19 protein-coding genes and 1 pseudogene are annotated in these 22,253 nt (G+C 62.8%); 9 read left to right on the plus strand and 11 right to left on the minus strand.

Annotated features, from left to right (window positions below; translation table 11 throughout):
* Nucleotides 1–73 precede the first annotated feature (73 nt).
* A complete protein-coding gene (locus CFE42_RS21985) occupies nt 74–1,048 on the plus strand; it encodes a hypothetical protein (RefSeq protein WP_004635358.1) in 975 nt (324 codons plus the stop codon).
* A 117-nt stretch (nt 1,049–1,165) separates the two neighbouring features.
* Here CFE42_RS21985 and CFE42_RS21990 read toward each other — a convergent pair whose 3' ends face one another.
* Entirely contained in the window at nt 1,166–2,203 is a 1,038-nt protein-coding gene (locus CFE42_RS21990) for a DNA-binding protein (RefSeq protein ID WP_004637342.1), read from the minus strand.
* 228 nt (nt 2,204–2,431) lie between these two features.
* Between CFE42_RS21990 and CFE42_RS21995 the strand changes: the two genes are divergently transcribed.
* From CFE42_RS21995 to CFE42_RS22015, 5 genes are read left to right on the plus strand one after another with little or no spacing between them, the layout of a single operon-like run.
* A complete protein-coding gene (locus CFE42_RS21995) occupies nt 2,432–3,148 on the plus strand; it encodes a head GIN domain-containing protein (RefSeq protein ID WP_238563858.1) in 717 nt (238 codons plus the stop codon).
* 51 nt (nt 3,149–3,199) lie between these two features.
* Complete coding sequence (locus tag CFE42_RS22000) at nt 3,200–3,463, plus strand: ribbon-helix-helix domain-containing protein (RefSeq protein WP_004637345.1); 264 nt, start codon at nt 3,200–3,202, stop codon at nt 3,461–3,463.
* A complete protein-coding gene (locus tag CFE42_RS22005) occupies nt 3,463–3,738 on the plus strand; it encodes a type II toxin-antitoxin system RelE/ParE family toxin (RefSeq protein WP_004637348.1) in 276 nt (91 codons plus the stop codon). Before CFE42_RS22000 ends, CFE42_RS22005 begins: the two co-directional genes overlap by 1 nt.
* 14 nt (nt 3,739–3,752) lie before the next feature.
* On the plus strand, nt 3,753–4,394 hold the full coding sequence (locus CFE42_RS22010; protein WP_004637349.1) for a hypothetical protein: 642 nt from the start codon (nt 3,753–3,755) through the stop codon (nt 4,392–4,394).
* Between the two features lie 34 nt (nt 4,395–4,428).
* Nucleotides 4,429–5,622: a tyrosine-type recombinase/integrase gene (locus CFE42_RS22015; protein WP_004637351.1), complete on the plus strand. Its 1,194-nt coding sequence runs from the start codon at nt 4,429–4,431 to the stop codon at nt 5,620–5,622.
* A 165-nt stretch (nt 5,623–5,787) separates the two neighbouring features.
* On the opposite strand, the gene tnpC is transcribed toward CFE42_RS22015, so the two are convergent.
* Both tnpC and CFE42_RS22025 read right to left on the minus strand, forming a co-directional pair.
* The gene (tnpC, locus tag CFE42_RS22020) at nt 5,788–6,123 is read right to left on the minus strand and encodes a Tn3 family transposase post-transcriptional regulator TnpC (RefSeq protein WP_012430353.1); all 336 of its coding nucleotides are present in this window, start codon (nt 6,121–6,123) and stop codon (nt 5,788–5,790) included.
* Nucleotides 6,116–9,115, minus strand: a complete 3,000-nt coding sequence (locus CFE42_RS22025; RefSeq protein ID WP_004637366.1) for a Tn3 family transposase — start codon at nt 9,113–9,115, stop codon at nt 6,116–6,118. The genes tnpC and CFE42_RS22025 overlap by 8 nt, the downstream gene beginning before the upstream one ends.
* 330 nt (nt 9,116–9,445) lie before the next feature.
* On the opposite strand from CFE42_RS22025, the gene CFE42_RS22030 reads away from it, so the two are divergent.
* The gene (locus CFE42_RS22030; protein WP_004635133.1) at nt 9,446–9,739 is read left to right on the plus strand and encodes an H-NS histone family protein; all 294 of its coding nucleotides are present in this window, start codon (nt 9,446–9,448) and stop codon (nt 9,737–9,739) included.
* Between the two features lie 397 nt (nt 9,740–10,136).
* Nucleotides 10,137–10,999: pseudogene (locus tag CFE42_RS22035) on the plus strand (heavy metal sensor histidine kinase); the annotation flags it as partial.
* A gap of 122 nt (nt 11,000–11,121) precedes the next feature.
* Here the strand turns inward: CFE42_RS22035 and copC are convergent.
* Nucleotides 11,122–11,508, minus strand: a complete 387-nt coding sequence (gene copC / locus CFE42_RS22040) for a copper homeostasis periplasmic binding protein CopC (protein ID WP_009277764.1) — start codon at nt 11,506–11,508, stop codon at nt 11,122–11,124.
* Nucleotides 11,509–12,085: 577 nt separating this feature from the next.
* Between copC and CFE42_RS22045 the strand changes: the two genes are divergently transcribed.
* Nucleotides 12,086–12,412 carry a four-helix bundle copper-binding protein gene (locus CFE42_RS22045; protein ID WP_012435756.1) on the plus strand — a complete coding sequence of 109 codons (327 nt, stop codon included), beginning with the start codon at nt 12,086–12,088 and terminating at the stop codon, nt 12,410–12,412.
* Nucleotides 12,413–12,577: 165 nt separating this feature from the next.
* On the opposite strand, the gene CFE42_RS22050 is transcribed toward CFE42_RS22045, so the two are convergent.
* The 7 genes from CFE42_RS22050 to CFE42_RS22080 form a co-directional block, all read right to left on the minus strand.
* A complete protein-coding gene (locus CFE42_RS22050) occupies nt 12,578–13,885 on the minus strand; it encodes an MFS transporter (protein WP_004635140.1) in 1,308 nt (435 codons plus the stop codon).
* 7 nt (nt 13,886–13,892) lie between these two features.
* Nucleotides 13,893–16,337, minus strand: coding sequence for a heavy metal translocating P-type ATPase (locus CFE42_RS22055; protein ID WP_004635142.1), 2,445 nt, complete (start codon nt 16,335–16,337; stop codon nt 13,893–13,895).
* Entirely contained in the window at nt 16,334–16,984 is a 651-nt protein-coding gene (locus CFE42_RS22060) for a DUF6629 family protein (RefSeq protein WP_004635145.1), read from the minus strand. Before CFE42_RS22060 ends, CFE42_RS22055 begins: the two co-directional genes overlap by 4 nt.
* Before the next feature lie 4 nt (nt 16,985–16,988).
* A complete protein-coding gene (locus CFE42_RS22065; RefSeq protein WP_009241691.1) occupies nt 16,989–18,332 on the minus strand; it encodes a cyclopropane-fatty-acyl-phospholipid synthase family protein in 1,344 nt (447 codons plus the stop codon).
* 142 nt (nt 18,333–18,474) lie between these two features.
* On the minus strand, nt 18,475–19,380 hold the full coding sequence (locus CFE42_RS22070) for a ribose-phosphate pyrophosphokinase (RefSeq protein ID WP_004635153.1): 906 nt from the start codon (nt 19,378–19,380) through the stop codon (nt 18,475–18,477).
* On the minus strand, nt 19,377–20,891 hold the full coding sequence (locus CFE42_RS22075; protein WP_004635154.1) for a thymidine phosphorylase family protein: 1,515 nt from the start codon (nt 20,889–20,891) through the stop codon (nt 19,377–19,379). The genes CFE42_RS22070 and CFE42_RS22075 overlap by 4 nt, the downstream gene beginning before the upstream one ends.
* Entirely contained in the window at nt 20,888–22,252 is a 1,365-nt protein-coding gene (locus CFE42_RS22080; RefSeq protein ID WP_004635157.1) for an MBL fold metallo-hydrolase, read from the minus strand. Before CFE42_RS22080 ends, CFE42_RS22075 begins: the two co-directional genes overlap by 4 nt.
* Nucleotide 22,253 lies beyond the last annotated feature (1 nt).

Here is a 22,253-nt window from a genome sequence, read left to right on the forward strand (position 1 = left end):
GGCCTCTTCTTTCTATATTCAGCGGCAGCCTCTGCTGCGTTGAAACAAGATACGTCCGCGCATCGGCATATGCATGCCGGGCACCAAAATCATCATGCTTCCCTTGCCCACATTCGCTTGCATTCGCACAGCGGCGCTCGTGCTCGCCATGTCCGCCCCCATCACGTCGCATGCGCACGGCATTGCCGGTAACCGCTTCTTTCCGGGAACCCTGAATTTCGACGACCCCGCTGTCGCCGATGAGCTTTCGCTGACAACCGGTTTGGTGCAACAGCCAGTCGATAGCACCACCGTCACCAATCGAGGCGCCACGGTATCGTTCGCCCGGCTGCTGACACCCACCGTCTCCATCGGCTTTGACAGCGGCTTCATCCGGCGCAATTGGGACAACGCCCGACAATCTGGCGCCACGGGCACCAATCTGACACTCAAATCCAGGATCTACGAAGGCGATTTGAACGAAACCCTCGTCGCGGCCTCGTTGACCTACGGCTTGCCGCAGACCGGCGCCAAGCGTGTCGGCGCCAGCACCGCCGCAACGATCGCTCCCAACCTCTACGTGGGACAAGGATTCGGCGCCTTGCCGGATAGTCTGTCATGGCTACGACCTTTCGGGATCACGGCGGGCGTCAGTGTTGCCGTTCCCACCAGCAAAGCCTCTGACAACCTCAGCTATGACCCAGTAGCCCGGCAGTTCAACAATGTCAGGACATCCAACGTCACCACCGTGCATTGGGGCTTCGCGCTGGAATACAGCACGCTCTATCTGACGGATCGATTTGTCCCTGGTGTGCTCCCCAAGGAAGAGCCATTGCACCAATTCATCCCGCTGGTCGAATTCGCTTTTGACTCACCGCGGGGGCAAAAGACGCGAGGGACGGTCAACCCTGGCATCGCCTATGTCAAGGACACCTGGCAGGTTGCAGCCGAGCTCGTGCTGCCGCTGACGCATGGTTCCACCCGAGGGGTGGGTGCGAACATCCAGGTGCTGTTCTTCTTGGATGACTTCATGCCTGCGCTATTTGGAAAGCCGCTGCTGGCTCACTAGGCAACACCGATTCAAGGGCTGGTCGTAGAGGGGGTCATGCCAAGATGAGGCCAGTTCGCTATCATAAGCCTTCAAGTAATGAAGGCGGCGCGAATCATACGTTTCAGTAATTAAGGATCACGGCGCTTTCGTCCGCTGGCCAACGCGTCCTGGTGTTGCCTTCTTCAACTCGCTCACCAGCCGGCGCGTTGTTTCCGCTTCGGTTTCGGCGCGCTCAGCCCGCCGTAGCGCCTCCTCCAGCAACGACTGGGTCTGCACCAGTTCTTCGGCCGTTTCACGCTGCCGCGTGGCGGCTCCCTCCGCCTGCTGCCGCACTGCGCCCAGTTCCATGCGCAACGTGCCGATCGCATTGGCATGTGTCACGGCGCTTTCTTGCATCGCGGTACGCGCGGCCACAACCTGCGCACGTAGCTCATCGGCCAGCTTGTCGCTTTTCTGACGGGCGGTGCGCTCCTGGTCGATCTCGCGCAACGCACGTTTCTCGTGGCTGGCGGCACGCTCTTCTGCTGCATCCGCGCGGGCCCGCTCACGATCGAGCTGCGCGCCAAATTCAACCCGAGCCTGTGTGAGCTGCTGTGCCGCCTCGTCCAACTGCCGGCGGGTCTCCTGCAGACGCGCTTCGGTTGCTGCGTGGCCCTGGCGCTCAGCAGACAGCATTTCTTGAAGCGCGGCAAGCTGCCCGCGCACCGAGTCCAGCTGTGCCTGAATGACCGCGGTCGCTTGTCGCGCGGTTTCGCTTTCCGCAGTGGCTTGGTCGCGCGCGGCTTCGGCGGCGTGCGCCTGGTGGCGCGCTTCGGCCCGCAGTGCGGCCAGTTCGGTGGCCGCCGCGGACGAGGCCGCTTGCCAGATGGCCAACACTGCCTCGGCGGCAACCTGCTTCAAGGCCTCGGGGAGATCTGGGTGGTCGATCGTCACCCGTGTTTTGTCGCGCAGGTCCTGCCAGAACCGGTTCAGCACGTGGGAAGGTGTGCTCATGCTGCCCTTGCGCACCAGACTGTAGAGCTTGTTGGCCGTCGGTGTGACGCCATAGCGGAAAAACAGCAGCGCGCAGACTTCGCGGTACAGCTCCCGCGTCTCGGTGAAACGGCCGCGCAGCGCCGCGATATCGGCCTGCAGCGCTTGGTCTTCGGCGGTGGATGCGGGGTCAAGCGTCATGACGGGCCTGGATTTCAGTTCGAATGAGTCAATAATATGCCGTAAACCGCGTGATTTCATAATTTCAAGTACAAACTTGAGACATAAGTACGCTTCTGTCTAGACTATACTGCGCACTGGCCCCGCACAATACGCCTCGCCCGAGGTGACCTCGCAGGCGGTTGATTGTCCTACGTTGAATCACTATGATTGGTTTCTAATCGACATGATTGGATGACGCCGAACCTCATGAATCTCTCCGATATGCCCTCCACCGGTACCGGCTGGGATCGCCTTGAAGCCGCCTTCAAGGAGGAGCGTCCCCTGCAGCCGATCCGCAAGATCGTCGTCAAAGGCTCGGTCGACATGGTGTTCCGGCGCGCGGACACGCCAACGCTGGTCGTTGCCGGCGAAACGGCGGATGCGGTGACCTCGGTCCGGACCGCCTACAAAGGCGACAAACTGGTGATCGAGCGCGAAGGCGTGTCGATCCGCTTCGGCAGCAGCCACATGACCTTCCACGGCACGGTCGGCTCGGTGGTCTTGGGCGACATCGTGAACGGCAAGCCCACCGGGCCGGCCATTTCCCTGCACCAGCCGCGCGCGGTGGTCGGCATCGCGCTGCCCGAGTTCCCGGCGATCAAGATCAAGGGCAGCGGCGATGTCACCTTGCTCGATCTGCAGCAAGACGCCTTGGACCTGGAAATCCCGGGTTCGGGCGATATCACCGCCAGCGGCCACGTCGCCCGCTTGCACGTGCAGGTCGTGGGCTCTGGCGATGTCGATGCCAGTGCGCTGATCGCCGAGTCGGCCGACCTGTCGGTGGCGGGTTCCGGCGACATTGACGCCTTCGTGCGGACCGAGGTGCGCGCCCGCGTGGCCGGCTCGGGTGACATCGTCGTGCGGGGCAACCCGCTGCGCTGGGACGACCACGTGGCTGGCTCCGGCACGATCAAGTTTCGTTGACGGCGGCAGGCCCAGCACTCCGCTGCATTGACCCGATTTCAGGAGGACGCCATGTCCAAAGCCGAAACCCGCGTATTGACCGCACATGTCCCAGTGCCGCTGGCCGAGAAGGTGGACCAGTTGGCCGACCGCCTCGAACGCTCGCGCGGCTGGATCATGAAACAGGCACTGTCGGCCTGGATCGCCCAGGAAGAGGAGCGCGACCGCCTCACCCGCGAGGCGCTGGCCGACGTGGACGCCGGCCGCGTCATTGGCCACCAGGCCGTGCAGGCCTGGGCGGACAGCCTGGGTGCCGGTGAGCCGGTGCCGCGCTGATGGAACTGCAGTGGACCAGCAAGGCGCAGGAAGACCTCACGCGCCTGTATGAGTTTCTCGCGCCGGTGAACAGGCCGGCCGCCGCGCGCGCGGTGCAGGCTTTGGTCAAGGCGCCAGAAATCCTGCTGACCAACCCGCGCGTGGGCGAGCAACTGTTCCAGTTCGAACCGCGCGAAGTGCGGCGCATGCTCGTCGGCCAGTATGAAATGCGCTACGAGATCCGGGGCGAGAGCATTTACCTGCTGCGGCTGTGGCACACCCGCGAAGACCGATAACAGGGAGCAAGACCATGCTGGAGTACCGACTGACGCCGAACCATGCCGGCGTCGCATTGTGGTGGGATTTCGCGGCGCTGGAGCGCCTGCACGGCTTCATCCACTACGTCGTGCAGGAAAGCGTCTACATCGAGGACAAGGAAGGCTTCGTGCTCGGCTTGGCGTACGACGTGCGCAAAGCCTATTCGGGGCAGCGCAGCGTGGACCAACGCGGCGATACCAAGGACGACCGTTGCCGTATCTACGGCGTCGAAGTCCTGTGGCCCGTACTCCTGACGCAAGTCGGGGTGCTGCGCCAGGCCATGGCCTTCATCCCGACCAACAAGCTGGACCAGTCGATCATGTTCGAGCTGGAGCACGTGGTCGAATCGGCGGTGCGCGCCGCCACGCCGGTGTTGGCCGATGAAGTCATCCACCGCACGCGGTCCGCTGCGAGCGCCACCTATGTCCACCTAGACAGCGTGCTCGATAGCCGCTGCCGGTACTTCATTGCACTGCCGCCCAAACAGCGCCTCAAGATGCTGCCCAAGGTGATGGCGACGTTCGACCCGATGTACGGGATCTTGGCCAAGTCGGATATCACGTTGCGCCCCGATGTCATCCCACCCACCGCCTTCGTCGACAGCGACGAAGACTGGCCGGACTTCGAGTGGTGAAACGCCCGCACGCTAGGACGGCGGCCCTGCATCGATGACCCATCCCGTTCCATCGTTCAACGGTCCCGCGGTGGCCATCGAGCAGTTGCGCATCCCGCCAGCGCTCTCGGGCCTTCACGGCGCCAACCGCGCACGCGAAGCGAGCCGCCAAATCACGGCGGATGACGACCTGGCCGCCGTGGCTGCGTGGCTCGCCCGCTATGCCGGCGTGCCCGGCACGGTCGCCACCTACCGCAAGGAAGCCGAACGCCTGATACTGTGGGCGATTCTCCAGCACGGCAAGCCGCTGTCTTCACTCACCCACGAGGACCTGCTGCTCTACGAGCGCTTCCTGGCCGACCCGCAGCCAGCTTGGCGTTGGGTGATGGCCTCACGCAAGAAGCTGGCGAGAAGCTCGCCCGACTGGCGCCCCTTCGCCGGTCCACTGTCGCCCACGAGCGTGCGGCATGCGATGACGATCCTCAACGCGCTCTTCGCCTGGCTGGTGCAAGCCGGATACCTCGCCGGGAATCCGCTCTCGCTCGCGCGCCGTCGCAGCGCCAAGACAGCCCCGCGCGTGACGCGCTACCTCACGCATGCGCATTGGGACATCGTCAAAGCCACGATCGAAACCCTGCCCGTCGCGACGGAACGCGACCGGCTGCACGCGGCCCGTTGCCGGTGGTTGTTCTCCGTGCTGTATTTGGCCGGCCTGCGCTTAGCGGAAATCGCCTCCACGCGCATGGGCGCCGTGTTCTCTCGCCGGGACGCGGCGGGCGTCGAGCGCTGGTGGATCGAGGTGCACGGCAAAGGCGGCAAGACGCGCCTGGTGCCCGCCACCGATGAACTGATCGCGGAGCTGGCGCGCTATCGGCGCATCTGCGGCCTGCCGCCGTCACCGCAGATCGGCGAAACACGCCCTTTGCTGCTGCCCGTGATCGGCCCGGAAAAGCCGTTATCGCGCGCGGCGATTCACCTGATCGTCAAGGAGGTGTTCAAGCTCGCGGCCGACCGCGTGCGTGCACAGGGTCCCGAGTTTGGCGCGCAGGCTGACGTGCTCGCCAGCGCATCGTCCCACTGGCTGCGCCACACGGCCGGCTCGCACATGTCCGACCAACAGGTGGACCTGCGCTTCGTGCGTGACAACTTCGGCCATGCGTCGCTCGCCACGACGAGTGTCTACCTCCACGCGGAAGATGACGCACGCCACCAGGCAACGCAAGCCAGCCACCGGCTTGGCTGGAACTGAGCGTACCCAATTCTCGATGGCATGCTCCACGCGCGGCGGCTGCCGGCATCACCCACGAAAACGGGCAAATCGCCATGGCAGCCAGCGCATCGAAGGCGCCACCATGAGCTGGCCAACGAAGCGTGGCGACGCCTTCTACGTTGGCTTTCGGGCCGAATGGCTCGGCTAGTCGGCTGGGCTCAGGTGTTCCAGTGGCTCCAATGATTGGCGCATCCGCTCCAGTGCCGCGAGCCAGTCGCCAAGCTCCATCAGCACCGCGTCGACTTGTTCAACCAGTGTCGGTCCATCCGTGCTGTAGGCTAGGCTCGCGTCGTTAATCACGGTATGAGCCATGCCGTGCAGGCGCAGCAGATCGTCGCGCAACCCGTCCGGCGCGCATCGTGCTCGAATCCCATCGAGCAACTCCACCGCATGCAGAATGGTGCGGGTATCGAACGACTGCCGGAGCCCCTGCAATGCTTCGCTGTCGACATCCCCGTAGGGGGTCTTGGTCTCAGGCATGGCGAGCCCTGCGGACAGCGCGGGCGGGTCCCGCGAACAACCCATCGCGAATCCAGGCCTCCGGTACGCGCTCTAGGTGCAGCTTGTAGTCACCAAAGCGCTTGATGTTGTGGGTCAGATAAGGACTCAGGAATTCGATGTCGGCGACGTTCACTTTGATGCCCTCGCTGACCATCGTGCGTAGGGCCTGCATCAGGTCTGCGGTGTTCTGGAGGATCACGGCCGAGGCGATCAGGTCGTTGTAGCGCAGGCGTTTCTGCTGCTCCTCGGGCTCGTTTTCCGCGATCACGTCACCACCGAACGAGAACCACTTCGCAAAGCCGTTGTACGACTCGATCTTGTTGGTGGTGGCGGTCACTTCCTGGCGCAGCTCGCGACTGCCGACCCATTCGAGCAGGTACACGGTGCGCACGACGTTGCCCAGTTCTCGCGCGGCCAGGTAGAGGCGGTTCTTGCGGCTCTCCGAGCCCAATCTGCGCAGCAGCAGCGGCGAAGAGATGGTGCCGGCCTGGATCGACAGCGCCACCTGCATCAGGTCCTGCCAGTGAAAAGCGATCAGATCCCAGTCGACCACCGCCGAGAACAACGAATCGATGTGCTTGTATTTGACGCCGGCATCGGGCTTGTACAGATCCAGTTCCTTCCAGTTGCGAATGCGGGGCATCAGATTGATGCCAAGCAAGTGGGTGAAAGCGAAGACCGCCGCCGACTGCCCCTGCGTGTCGGCGTGCACGGTGTCGGCCTCGACGCTCAGGTTGGCCTTGAGCAGCCCTTCGATGACATAGATGGCTTCCCACACACCAGGCGGGATGAAGTGCCGAAACACCGCGATGTAATTGTCGGCCACATGCCGGTAAGCCACGGCGCCCATCTTGTGGTAACGAAAATGATAGCCGGCCAGCAGATTGTTGTCGTAGAAGTCGTATTGGGTACCGTCGGCGGCCACCGTTTTGCCGTCGCCCCAGTGTTTAGGCAAATCCAGGCGCAGGTACAGCTCGATCAGCTCGCGCTGCGCGGTCTCCAGCTTCTCCAGGCTCATGTGCCGCCGGTTGACGAACGACATCATATGGGGGGTGACGCGATCGCCCATATGGCGCGCAGCTTGAGTGGGTCCGAGATTGCAACCCATCGCGAAGATCGTCAGCAGATAGCGTTCGGCGGCGTTGCGGATCTTAGGATCGTTGCCGGAGAGCGGCCCGAAGTGCCGGGTGAACTGGGTCCAGTGCTCGATATTGGCCAGCACGTCGAGCAGGTTGCGCGTCGGCATGCGGCGGATCAGCGCCTGCTGCAAGGCAACGGCCGAGGGCGGAGTTTCGCGCGCAGCGGTGCGCTTGAGTAAGGGTTCGCCGTCAGCGCTGATGGTGACGTGCTGGCGCTTGTCCGGAAAACTTTTGTCCAGCGTCTGCGCGGCGTCGGCCAGCCACTGCTTGAGGTGCGCGACGAACTCCTGCGCGTTGGCCGGCAGATCCAGCTTGGCGCAGTACTCTGGCAAGCGCCGCTCGCACTCGCGCCACGGCAACAGGTGGCCCCGGTAGTCGGCAAAGGCGTCTGACCCCACCACGCACAGATCACCCGAGCGCAACTCGTTGACCATGTGGGACAGCACGCACAACTCCAAGTAGCGCCGGTTGGTGGGCGGACCCTCGTGGTGCGCTCGCCGGACCAGCTTGCGCCAGCGCTCGGAGGCAAAACTGAGATCGACTTCAGCAGCGATCCACTCCCGGTGCAGTGATTCGTTTTCCAGCGCGACCTCCAGCCCGGCTAACAACGTGCGTGATTGGCTGGTCGACTCCCACTCCAACACGCGGGCGAGGCGCAACATCACCGAACGGTGGGCGCGGAAGTGCCGCCACAACAGCGGCAGATAGTTGTTGCCGCTGAAAGCCCGCACTTCGGCGCAGCGCTCGCGCAGGGGCTCCAGGTCGCCATTGGGAGCCAACAGCTTGCGCACCTGCGCGCCGATTCGGGCATCGTCACCGCCATCGGCGACGATATCGACGACACCGTCCAGCACGGTGACAAGGCCTTCGAGCTTGGCGCGCTGGCGAGACTGGATGTATTCCAGTTCGTCCTGGGCCCGCTTGTGGATCGCGCCCATACGCCGGATAAACATTTCGGCGAGATCGTCGCGACTGCGCACGCGCATGTGAGCAAGCAAGGCCACGATCAACGTATAGCGCTTCTCAGGCAGCGTTTCCTTGAGGTTGGCTGCGTCCAGGCCCATGGCCTGGTTGGCCAGCGAACGTAGCTTGGTGGCAGGCACGCCTTCCAGGACGCCGGATAGGTCGCCAAAAGAATCCAACCACTCCAGATGCTCGATCAGCAGGTTCAGGTGTTTGCGCGAGGGCCGCCGGGCATGTCGCTTGATGTTGTTGTAGGCGGTCTGCCGGTTGGCGAATTCGCGCGTGAGAAGCTTGTCCAGGCGCTGCCGATCCTCTTCAGAGAGCCGGCGTGCGACCCGCCTGAACATTGCGTTTTGGGTGCGGGCATGGATTTGCTCGACGATGGTGTCGAGCGTTGAGAACGCAGGCAGTTCAACCTGCTGCAAGATCAGCGCATCAATAGTCGCGTTGATAATGTCCACCGGCTGATCCATCGTCTCGGCCGCTTCACGTGCAGCGCGGATGGTGACCTCATTGGCGTCGGTGCCAATGTAGGGTTGCACGCCGAGGAATTGCCGCACGACGACGTAATGCCGGAACAGCGTGGGAGAGACTTTGCGGTCGTAACCGAACGGCGTATCGGGGTCCAACCCCGCGCAAACTCGCACGTGATCGACTACGGCGGTGGGAATCGCATCAAGATAGGGGAAATAGTGCAGTTGCTGGAAGATCTTGAGCAGCACCAAGAGACCTAGGCGCGGACTCTGGCCGCGGGTCGAGCGGGTTGCCCAGTCCAACTCCTCAGCGGTCGGCGTGTAGCAGGCCTGCAGCTCTTTCGTGGAGAAGACCTTTGGGAAACGCGGGTAGGCAGTGCGCTCGACGGTGGCCATACAGGGATCTCCACAATCGCTGAAGGGCCGGCCAGTCTAGCCGACGGCAAAGGCGGAAATCCAGAGGCTCTTTATAACCAAGAGGCATGCATGCAAACTTCTACATAACTGGCGGGCTTATGATAGCGAATTGGCCTTATCTTGGCATGACCCCGTGACCGGGCACTTTGGTCGCATTGGGAAGTTCGCACCGGGCCGTTACTTAACATAATACTTGTTATGTGATCCATAGTGCACAAATGCGGTTTCATTGCGAATGCTGCGTCCACGTGACGCGCGGCCGCAATCTGTGCTTGAATCGGCACCTGATTGCCCAGGAACCGACCTTCCATGACCAGCTACAAAGACATCGTCAAACAGATTGCCGCCCTCCAGAAGGAAGCTGACGCTCTCAGGCAGCAGGAAATGCAAGCGGCAATCGTGGATATTCGCGAGAAGATCGATCTGTACGGGCTCACGGCATTGGATCTCGGCTTCAAGGGCGATGGCACGGCGAGAAGCAAGCCCCCGGCCAAATACCGGGATGAGGCGGGTAATTCCTGGACGGGACGTGGCAAGAGGCCGGGATGGCTGGTTGCCCATCTGAGTGCTGGCCGCCAGATCGAAGAGTTTCTGACCGCCTAATGTGATCTGGCTGCCGAATGACGTGGGCGCCGGCACCGCCTTCTCGTTGACAAGGGCTTCTTCGCGGCTAGCTTGGTCCAAGAAGACATATGCCCTCCCCTGTGGAGGCGGGGTTTCGGCGAAGCCGAGATGTGGTCGAAGCTGTACTTCAGTATATAGCAGGCCGTAAATTGCGATGGACACACTTTGGCTGAACAATCCGGAACGCGCTTACGCTGATTGGCAGGAGCGGGAGGCCGAAGGCGTCGACGGCCAGCACTTCTCTGCACGCTCGCGTGCCCAGCATCAGGCGATGTTCGAGAAGTTCCTGCGCTACCTTCGCGAGACGGGCCGCGACCTGGCCAACTACGGAGATGAGCACGTAGCGGCATTTTGTGAATCGGTCGGCGCCCGATCGGCCGCGACAAGGATGCCGGACTGGCGCCTTTGCGCACCATGGCCTCGCGGGCGCGCACGGTGACTGCCGACAAGCTCGATGAACGCATGCCTGTTGATACCGTGCCAGTCGAAGTGGCGGACCTTGCCGCGACCCTGAACGGCATGTTGGAGCGCCTGCAGAACGATTTCCGCCGCTTGTCGGACTTCTCGACCGACATCGCCCATGAACTGCGTACGCCTATCACGAACCTGCTCACGCAGACGGAGGTCGTGCTATCCCAGCCGCGCGAGGCCACGAAGTATCGCGATGTGCTGACCTCCAATGCGGAGGAACTGCAGCGCCTGGCACGCATGGTGTCCGACATGCTGTACCTCGCCAAGATGGAGCACAGCCTGACGCTGCCAAGCGCCGAAGACATCCGCATCGCTGACGAAATCCGCGCGTTGTTCGATTTCTATGACGCGCTTGCAGAAGACAAGGCTGTCCTGCTCGAAACGCGGGGCGATGGACACGTCACAGGAGACCGGCTCATGCTGCGCCGTGCGTTGAGCAACCTGCTCTCCAACGCCATCCGGCACACCCCGCGACATGGCCGCGTGGTCGTCTCGGTCAGTGATGATCGCGACGGCATGACGGTTTCGGTAGACAACGACGGCAGCGAGATCGCGCCGCAGCTGCTGCCATTTATCTTCGAGCGCTTTTTCCGGGCGGACAAATCGCGCGCGCGGCCCGAGTCGGAAAGTGCCGGCCTTGGCTTGGCCATCACCAAAGCGATCGTTGCGGCGCACGGCGGCACCATCACCGTTGCGCGCATTGACGGGCGCACACGGTTCTCTATCCGCCTACCGCGTTGCATCGATGCCGCAATATTGTCTGTATAGTTCTTTGCACACTGCGGCGACTACTGCCAAGCCGGGCTTGGCGGGCATTTTGGGTCGCAAACCGAAACAGCCGCCGGTTTCGCGCGCCACTCCGATGGACTCAAACGATGAGGATCGGCGCTTCATCGTACTCGGAATACGATCCTGCCATTGACAGGATGCCCATCGGATGAGACCGCTTGCCAGTCAACGCGATAGGAACCAGCCATGAGAGGTTGAGTCGGCTGAATAACGACCGTCTTGGCGTCTCCGCCACGCGATACTTCAGCCGGAATCTTCATCGGCCCGTGAAGCGCCCGGCCCGGCAGCCACGCCATAACTAGATTACCTCCCGAAGGCGGGAATACAAGTTCCTCTGAAAATCTCAATTCGATTCGCTTTGGGGCGGCCACTTCAGAATTGTTCGCTGGTCTCGATGAAACCAGCTTTGGATGGCCGAGAGCGATCTCGCTCAGAATCGCGAACAGGACGGTGACTGAGCCTCGCAATGCGCGGCGACTTGCGGACATGGCGCACCTCCGTTTCTTGGGAATGTGCATTTAGCTTAAGTCGTTGCACACGGAGCCTGTTGATGCAGGTCAGACCACCCACGAGCAACTAGCGTGCGATGAGATGGTAATCGGTGTCCCAAAACAGCACGATATGGCAATGCGTACCGAAGTTGTTGGTGCGCGCGGTAGCGCCCGCTGGGTGATGTCACGACGCATAGAGGTGTACGGGTTCGGCACCGGCTCGACACCGTCCACCAGAGGCTAGTTCTAGACCACTTTGCTGTGGCGCTGCTACGTTGGTGATTTGCTGCCCAATGCGATCCGGCACACCCCCGCGACATGGCCTTGTGGTCGTCGTGGCGCACGCGCGTCTCCACGTGCCGACCGCATTCCGCCGAGAGCGCGAACACTTCGGTTCACCATGGGCCACTGGCGGAAAGCGCACATGACCGCCACATGGCGGTCCGATTACGGTTCGGACAGATCTGGCCATTTGCGACTCAACGTGCCCCGCCTCTTTGGCACAAGGCGCCGTCCTTGCTTTCTCGTGGGTGCGCATGCCATGTCGGTACGCCAACCACCCAGGAGAACGACGATGTCTCACCAAACCTATCAAGAATGTCTCGACGCCTGTAACGCGTGTCAGGTCACATGCTTGCACTGTGCTGTGGCTTGCCTCAACGAGCCAAGCCCGGCGGAACTTGCCGACTGTATTCGCCTGGATCTCGATTGCGCGGAGTTGTGCCAGACTGCCGTTGGTTATATGGCACGCGGCAGCAGCCAAGCCAAAGCCGTTTGCGTATTATGCGCAACCATCTGTCAGAAATGCGGCGCAGAGTGCGCGAAGCATGCACACGACCACTGTCAAACTTGCGCACGTGCGTGTGAGGAATGCGCGCAAGCCTGTCGAGCTATGCAATAACGGCTTTGAACCCCAGTTCAATTGGAAGGAGCAAATGGCGCTGATAGGTCACATCCGCCGTCACGTGTTACACCATCCACGAATTGCCGGTTCGGTGCGCTGCCATTGGAAAGCGGCCTCAAAAGCACAATGCGCGCACATAGCACGAGGAATTTTCATTGTTGTTCATGCGCCCCGCCCTTCCCTCGTCTGCCTTTCTCCTTCTGCTTGAAAGCTGCGCTGCTCTGGCTGACGTTCAGCCTGCCGCGCCGCGCCCCACCAACGCAGTGCAGCCACACTACCAAGCAGCAACACAGCCGCCGCTGCCCAAAATGGAGCGAACGTATTCCATCCAAACAGGGTACCGGCACTCACCGAACCTAGTGCCTGCCCCAGGTTGCCTGCGGCTGCCTGCCTTGCCAACAGCGACCCAGCGAAACTACGGTCACCTTCCAGCAACTCATAAGACAGCACCGGTCCAATCATGCCGACGCCGGTAGCCACCACGGCGATTAGCAGCCCAAGCGCGGCGGCATCGGGCACCAGTGCGGCAAAGCCCAGTGCCACCGCTGAGCCGGCAAATGCGCCGGCAACCCAGCGATGGTCGATATGCTTGCGCACTGCCGGAAGCAGCAGCAAAGCCTGCGCGGCGAGCATCGCCAGGCTGCACGTGACAAACATCACCGCAATCATCGAGTTGGGTAGGCGCAGTGTCTGGCCACCAAACAGGCTGAAGCCGACTTCGAAGGTACCTGCGGCAAAGGACGCCAGCAGGGCTAACAGCATCGATACAGCAACGAAGCGCTTGCGCTGCCGGGTCATCTGCACCGAGCCGCTGTCGAGCAAGATCGGCTTGGTCGTGCTCAGGCAGCGGCGAACCGCCAACAGAAGTGGCAGTCCGACCGATGCGACCACCAACGCGGGCCAGTTGACCATACTGGGCATCTGGCCTGCAGGCATGCCCATCAGCGGCCCGGCAAGCCAACTACCGAACGCGGGGCCCGCGAGAAAGCCAACGAACGATGCACTACCGATCAGCACAAAGCGCCGACTCCTGTCCTCGGTATTGCTGATGTCGGTCACATAGGCCTGGGCACCGGGCACGATAGCCGCTGCCCCCGCCCCGGCGATCAATCGACCGCCATAGATCGCCATGAGACTGGGTATTAGCGCGACCATCGCGGTTCCCAGCACAAACATAGCGAAGCCGGTAGTCAGCGCCGCCGCCCGCCCACGATGATCCGACTGGCGGCCCCACCACGGCGCAAAGATGAACAGCGCGAGCGTGTAGATTCCTCCCAGCATGCCAACGTGCCACGCCAGCGTTTGCCGCGTCGCACCAGGCAGGTACTGCGCCAGATACAACTGCAGCAACGGCAGCCCGACTCCATAGCCGAGAGAGACAACAAATACCAGAGCAAGCAGCACGACCAACGCTGGCCTGACGGCCCGCGCATCGAGGGGTGCGGGAGTGGCGGACGATTGATTAAGCATGATGCCTTCAGCCCGCGCCGTGAGCGGCCACCGGAGCGGTCACGCCGTTGTGGACCGTCGCCGCGCTTGCGCGTCGGATTCCAGTCAGCCGGGTTCGCTTGAGCATTAGCGCGTTAATCGCCACTAGCGCAGAGCTGCCCGACATGGTAATCGCCGCCACCTCGGGGCTGATCGTGAATGGGTAGAGTACGCCGGCCGCCAACGGGAACGCCACTACGTTATAGGCGACCGCCCACCACAGGTTCTGATGCATCTTTCGCAAGGTCGCGCGGGACAGTTCAATCGCACCGACCACATCCAGCGGATCGCTTTTCATCAGGACCACATCGGCACTCTCCATCGCGACATCGGTGCCCGCACCGATCGCGAAGCCCACGTCGGCTTGCGTCAGCGCCGGAGCATCATTGACGCCATCGCCCACCATGCCGACCTTCTTGCCCTGCCCCTGCAGTTCCTTGACCTTTGCGGCCTTGTCGCCCGGCAGCACGTCGGCCAGCACGATGTCGATGCCCAATTCCTTCGCAATGCGCTCAGCGGTCGAACGGTTGTCACCGGTTAGCATTGCGACCTGCACCCCGCGGCCATGCAGTGCCTTGATCGTCTCGGCCGAAGACGGCCTCACTGCGTCGGCGATCGCGATCAAACCGATCAGGCGACCGCCGTGTGCGACGTGCACCACGGTGCGGCCTTGGCCCTGCAGACGGTCGGCATCTGCCTTGAGCGCGCCAAGGTCAACGCCATTGGCCTCCATCAACCGCCGATTACCGAGCAGGGCCAGCCGACCGGCCACCACCGCCTGCGTGCCCTGCCCATCGATGTTGGTGAAATCCGTCACCGCTTCGGAGGCCAGTGCGCCGGCACGCTTGAGGATCGCGACCGCAAGCGGGTGTTCGGAGAGCTTTTCGACCGAGCCTGAAACGCGCAGCAGGTCGTCTGGCGTTACGTCCCGGGCCACCGCTATATCGACCACTTCCGGCTCGCCAAGCGTCAGGGTGCCGGTCTTGTCGAAGATCACCACATTTAGCCGTGTCGCGTCCTCCAGCGCCGCAGCATTCTTGAACAAGATGCCGTTCATCGCGCCCAGGCCGGTACCCACCATCACCGCCATCGGCGTCGCCAACCCCAGTGCATCTGGGCAGGCAATCACAAACACCGTGATCGTGAGTGTCAGTGCCAGCAGTACCGGCTGCCCGAGCACGAAGTACCAGACAGCGAAAGTGGCCACACCGATCAGGAAGGCGATCACGACCAGCCATTGTGAGGCCTGGTCGGCCAGCAACTGCGCTGGCGCTTTGGAATTCTGCGCCTCCTGCACCAGTTTGACGATCTGCGCCAACGCGGTGTCGGCACCCACCTTGGTCGCACGATAACGGAAGCTGCCGCTCTTGTTGATCGTCGCGCCAATCACCTTGTCGCCCACCATCTTCTTCACCGGCATCGACTCGCCGGTGAGCATCGATTCGTCCACCTGAGAACCGCCCTCGAGCACCTCGCCGTCAACCGGAATCTTGTCGCCAGGACGCACCAGGACGATGTCGTCGAGCAGCACTTCGGCGGTCGCCACAGTCACTTCCTTGCCGGCGCGCAAGACAGTGGCCTTTGGCGGGGCCAAATCCATCAGCGCGCGGATGGCTTCCGACGCTCCTGCGCGCGCGCGCATCTCCAGCCAGTGGCCCAGCAGAATGAACACCAGCAACACCGACACAGCCTCATAGAACTGCGCACCGCCGAAAATGAAGGTGCTGCCGACACTGAAGACGTAGCCGGTGCCGACGCTCAGCACCACCAACACCGCCATGTTGAGCACGCCATTGCGCAACGCACGCGCGGCGGCGACGAAGAACGGCCACGCGGGGTAGATCACCGCAGCGGTGGCGAGCAGGAACAGCCACAGCCCCAAATCCAAGCCGAACGGTGGCTTCAGCTTGATGAAATCCATGCCCATCGGGGCATACAGGAAGATCGGCACCGTAAACGCCAGGCAGACCCAGAAACGGTTGCGCATGTCGCGCGCCATCCCCTTGGCATCCATACCGGGGCCATGGCCCATCTCGTGGGCCATTGCATCCATGCCACCGTGAGCCATCGCGGCGTGGTCGTGCGCGACGGGCGCCTCCGCTGTGGCCGGCCCACCAGCGGCATGTACGTGCCGCTCAGGATGCTCGTGCTGAATATGGCCGTGCGCGTGTGCCGGCGCCACAGCATGCTCCATCGGCCCGCACATGTGCCGGGGCAACATTTCGCCCGCACAGTGGTACCCGCAGTCCTGGATTGCCGCCCGGATGCGTTCCGGATCAATGCGCCCCTGGTCGTACGTCACCGTGGCCGATCCGGCCACCGCGTTGACCGAGACATGCTCAATGCCCGGCATCTGCGCTAGGTGCTTTTCGACGCCGCGCGCTGCCAGCGGCGATAGTAGCCCTGCCACCTCGAATGTGTTGGTTGTGCTCATGAGGGAATCCGTTGTTGGGGAATCGAACGCAGTGCGATGAAGTGCAGTGCGACAGCGCCACTCAGCAGCGCGGCGAAGAAGCACCACACCGAAATGAACCAATGGGCATAGAAAACGTAGGCGGTGAACGAAGCGGCCAGCGTGAGCGCCCCGAACACCTTGACCCAAACATGGCTGGAGAGCAACAGGCTCACCGTCGTGGAAAGCAGGTACAGCGTCATCGACGCGACAATGTAGAAATGCGGGGACTGGTAGTCCACATGGCCTGCCATCGGGCGCGCCTGAATCGGGTTGACCACCAGGCTGTACAACAGGTATGCACCCACAGCCAGACCCATAACCACAAAGGCCAACAACCCTCGGCGGCGCGGACCCCGGGGCTCTAGCAGCCATGCCGCTAAGGGGACGTACACCGGCCACAGTACGTGGGAGAAAAATGAGTACACCTGCGTAGCAACAAAGTTAAGCCAAGCGGGGCCACCAAAACTGAGCCAGACCACCCCCTCGACAAGCTGCTGGATCGCAAACAGCAATGGGATGGCGGCATAAGGGCGCTCCGCCGGGCAGCGCGCCATACGCAGCGTCACGGTGCCGATTGCCAGCAGTAGCGTGCCGGAGCCAAAGCTGGCCGTCGCGGAAAAGCACATAGCGCTAGTTCCCCCAATCCCAATGCGGTCGACTGCGGTACAGATCACGCCGTGTCATCGGCACAGGCCATTTACCCGGGTGGCGATTGGACGCCAGGATTTGATAGATGCCGGAGCCACCGGCCTCGAACTCCAACGCGCAGGCCGCCATGTACAGGCGCCAGACGCGATAGGCGGCTTCTCCAACTTCAGCGATCGCCGCATCGCGCTGAGCCTCCAGGCGATGCACCCAGTGCCGTAAGGTCATCGCGTAGTGCGGGCGCAGTCCCTCGACGTCATGGATCTCAAAGCCCGCGCGCTCCATGCCGAGTTGGATGTTGCTGATGCAATCAAGCTCGCCGTCGGGAAATACATAGCGATTGATGAACTCGGTGGCAGCTGTCTTGTTCCACCCTTCCTCGTCGTGCGTGATGCCGTGGTTCAAGAATAGGCCGCCCGGCTTGAGCATCCGACGCACCACCGCATAGTAGGCCGGCAGGTTGCGCAGGCCGACGTGCTCGAACATCCCGATGCTGGAAACCTTGTCGTAGACACCCTCGCCTTCCAGATCACGGTAATCGCGCAACTCCACCGTGACGCGATCCTGTAACCCTTCGATCCGAATGCGCTCGCGGGCGTATTCGAGCTGTCGCTCGCTTAGGGTGATGCCGTGGGCGTGCACACCGTGCTCGCGCGCGGCCCAACATACGAGCGCCCCCCAGCCGCAGCCGATATCCAGCAGCCGTTCGCCGGGCCGCAGGCGCAGCTTGCGGCAAACGTGCTCAAGCTTGTTGCGCTGCGCCGTGTCCAGCGAATCGGAGGGCTGCTCGAAGTAGGCGCAGGAGTACACCCGCTCCTCGTCCAGCCACAACCCATAGAACTTGTTGGACACGTCATAGTGGAACGAGATCGCGGCGCGATCGCTGTGGCGCGAATGCCGGTGCGCGAAGCGCCGGGCGACCCGGGATGCGAAGCCCGCATCCGGTTTGATCTCACCCAGGTCCGGAGCGGGCAGCATTAACGCGTCCTTTAACAGCGCGAGCTTGTCGCGCCACGACAACTGGATCGACTCGAAATGGTTCTTCAACCGGAGCGCGCCGTACAGGTCTCCCTCGATGTCGAGCACGCCCCGAAAGTACGCGTCAGCCAATAAAAGGGGACTGCGCGCCACCACCAACTGACGCAACAGGCTGGGGTCCCGCACCACCAACGTGAAATCGACCGCCGTATCGTGCCCGTGCAGCGTGTCGTTCCACAGCCGCAGTGCGGGCGGCTTCTCCATCCCAGCGAGCAACCGACGCAGGATGCGTAGCGCCGGCTCGGTGTCGGTCGAAGGAACGCTGCCAATAAATGCCTTGGTGCTGTTCATCTCTTGCCCTCCCGTTGGGTTGATGGCTCGTCGCGGTCCTCTCCGCCAATTGACACGATGAAGCGCCAACCCGACATCGGAATCGCGGCTTTGCAAAATCCGGCCAGATCTATCTCGAAGTGAACGTGCGGAGTCTTGGCACTCATGTGGCACCCCCGGGGTCTTGCATGAGTTCACGAACCGCGGACGCTAGGTCCGGGGCAACGGAGATTCCATTGGTGGGATGGACAACCGTGTCGCAGCTCACCACCAGCCCGGCCCCAGTGGACTCCAAATCCTGAACCGCGTTGCCTGAAAACACCGCGTGAATCGCGATGCACACAGGCGCGGCCAAGCCCGCGCGCCGCAGATGACCAATGGTCTCGGCCATCGTGCGACCGGTGGAGACAATGTCATCGACCAGCACCGGCGTGTGGTCGCGCCAGCGCTCCACATCCGGCACCGAAACCTCGACATCCCGGTCACCTTTGCGGACCTTGTGCAGCACCACCATGGGCGCGTCCGCCCTGCTTGCGACATCGGCCACCCATTGGTTGCTCTCCTCGTCAGGGCCCACAAGCGCCGGGCGTGTCACATGGGCGCGCAGCCATGCCGCCACAGCCGGCGCCGCGTGGACGTGACGCGTTGGGATTACATAGACCTGCGACAACTTGGTGATGCGGTGCAAGTGGGGATCGACTGTTGCCAGCCAATCAAATCCACGCGACAACCAGGCTGCAAAATGCCGTGCACTCACCGTCTCACCCGGCTGGAAGCAACTATCCTGTCGCATGTAGGCGAGGTAAGGTGCGACCAGACCAACGTCGGTCGCACCGTTCTCCCGGGCGGCCGCCGCCAACAGCAGCAACGGAATCAGCTTGTCGTCCGGCCGGTCTAGCGTGCAGACGATGGCGACCCGCCGCCCCTCCACGGCAGACTCCACCCGCACATACGACTCTCCATCCGGAAAGCGCCGCACCGTCGTAGTCCCGCGCTCTGCGCCCAACGCCGAAGCCAGCTTCTCTGCCATCGCTTCATTGCCCGGCATGGCAAAAATCAGTGGCGTCATCTCGAATCTCCCACATCGATCAGCGGGTGAGCCTCCAGGTAGTCGAACGCGTAGTCCAACTCGCCGAGCGCTTCGGCATGCACGGTGAACAGCGGCATACCTCGCTCGACGCGATCCCCCAGCTTGACATGCAGTTCGAGCCCGGCAGCGGGTGCCTTCGGTGCCCCGGCGAGCTTGGCCACGCGAGCCAACCGCCGGCTGTCGATCTCACGTACCATCCCGTCACGTTCGGCCAGCACAGGCTCGCGTAGCCGCGCCCGCTGCGGCTCGCGTAAGCCCCCTTGCGCTTTGCAGATCGCCTGGAATTTGGCCCACGCGGCGCCGCTATCAAGCAACCGCTGAGCGACCAAGACGCCAGTACCCGGCTCGCTGTGACCGCAAAATTCCAACAGTTGTCCAGCCAATGCGACAGCGCGCACGCTCAGATCCTCGGGCGCGCGCTCGGCACGCTGAAGGACTGCCAGCACGTCGTGCGCCTCCAGTGAGGGACCAATGCCACGGCCCACCGGCTGCGTCCCGTCCGTACGCACTACCTGCAAGTGCAAATCAAAGGCCTGCGCTACCTGCTCCAGCATTTGCTTCAGGCACTCGTAGTCTGCGTCACTGCGCACCTTGGCGGTCGGCCCGACCGGCACATCGATCACGGAGTGGGTAGCGCCGGCAGCGATCTTCTTCGACAGCACAGATGCCACGAGCTGCGCGTCGCTGTCGAGGTCCAGCGGGCGCTCGACGCGGATCAACATGTCGTCGGCCGGGCTGAGCGCCAGCGAGCCTCCCCAGACAAAGCAGCCGCCCTCGCGTTGGACAACGCGGCGCATCTGCTCCAAATCGAGCGCCACCGGCGTCATCGTTTCGATCACGTCGGCGGTGCCAGCCGGCGAGGTAATGGCCCTTGACGACGTCTTCGGCATCGTGAGCCCGGCCGCGGTGATGATCGACACGACAATCGGCGTCGTGCGGTTTCCCGGCAATCCACCCACACAGTGCTTGTCCGCGATCGGTGCATGCCCCCAGTCGAGCCGCTTGCCCGCGGCCAGCATCGCTCGCGTCAGATCGATCGTCTCCTGCAAATCCATCCGCCCGCCGGCGCAGGCGCTTAGAAAAGCGGCGATATGTGTCCCAGGGTAGCTGCCAGCGGCGACGTCACTAATGATCGAGTCCAGAGCCGACGCGTCGAGCCTGTGGCCGTAGATCTTCGCCCGCACCTGGCTCATTGAGTCCAGCGTCGGGGCATGCGAGATCGTGATCCGGTCGCCCGGCGCGGGCGCCAGCGCTCGCCACGCGCTGTTCGAAAGCGCCGCCTCCCCCAACTCCAGCAAGGTCGGATCGACAACGTTCAGCGTGGCGATGATCGAGCGTCCGTTCAGGCTAATCAGTACTCGCGTCTGCGCCTCGAAACCCTCGGAGCGGCAAACATGGCAGTCTCGATGCATGTAGACGACATATTCCTGCTGCGTCTCGATGCCCATCCGACGCACGGCAAGACTTGCCCTGTGGCGAGGGTTCCTCATACATCGAACTCCACGTGCTGTCCCAACAACGGAACGCTGGCGGACCACCCAAGTTCCCGCTCGATGCGCTGGCGCATCGCATCAGCCGGCCCCGGCTCGCCATGGGTGACGAACACCGAGCGCGGCGCCGCTGGCGCACTGCCCAGCCACTCGATCAATTGGCTTGCATCGGCATGCGCCGACATGCCCTGCAGTGAAATCACTTCGGCACGCACGGCGACGTCCTCACCGTGAATGCGCAGGCTTCGCTCACCAGCCTGCAGCCGCGCGCCGCGTGTCCCCCCAGCCTGATAACCGGCCAGGATGATGGTGTTGCGCCGGTCCGGCGCCAGATGCTTCAGATGGTGCAGCACGCGGCCGCCGGTGGCCATGCCGCTGGCCGAGATGATCACAGCCGGGAGGGCCAGCCCAGCCAGCGCCCGCGATTCCTCCGGGGTCCTGATCATGCGCGCAGCTTTGTACATCCCGAGGCAATCTTCGAGCGACAGCTTATGTTCGGCGTGATGGCGGTGATAGATCTCGGTTGCATCTATTGCCATCGGGCTGTCGAGAAAAACAGGCAGGTCTGGAATCGCGCCCTGTTGCTTCAGCTTGTGGATCAAATGCAGCAGCAACTGTGCACGCCCCACCGCAAACGCCGGAATCACGACCATGCCGCCACGGTGTGCTGTGCGAGCAATCGCCTCACCGAGCACGGCCTGCGCATTGGGTACCGGTTCGTGTAGCCGGTCCCCATAAGTCGATTCGACAACGATGTAGTCTGCCTTGGGAGCCGGCGCAGGCGCACGCATCACCGGGTCGTCGGGGCGGCCAACGTCTCCGGAGAACAGCACTGTCGTCTGCCCCGCTGTCAGTTCGGCCGAGGCCGCGCCGAGAATATGCCCAGCCGGGCGCAAGGTCACCGTAACGTCGGGGACGACGTCCACACACTGGTCGAAAGGCAATCGGTGCAACTGTTCCATTGCGCGACGTGCGTCGTCCTCCGTGTACAGCGGCAAAGCCGTGGCGTGCTTGGAGGTGTGATGCCGGTTCGCATAGGCGGCGTCCTCCTCCTGGATTCTCCCGCTGTCGGGCAACAGCAGACCGCATAGTTCGATTGTCGAGGGCGTCGCCAGAATCCGGCCCCGGAAGCCCTGTTTCACGAGCAACGGTAACGCACCGGCATGGTCCAGATGGGAGTGTGTCAGCACCACCGCATCGATGTCGGCGGCGCTGAACGGCAACGGCTCCCAGTTCAGCAATCGCAACTGCTTGTAGCCCTGGAACAACCCGCAATCAACCAGCAGGCGCTGCCCCTGATGCTCCACCAAATACTTTGAGCCGGTCACTGTGCCGGCCGCACCGTGAAAACTGAGCTTCATC

The organism is Ralstonia sp. PBBBR1 (assembly GCF_002256165.1).
Taxonomy (GTDB): domain Bacteria; phylum Pseudomonadota; class Gammaproteobacteria; order Burkholderiales; family Burkholderiaceae; genus Ralstonia; species Ralstonia thomasii.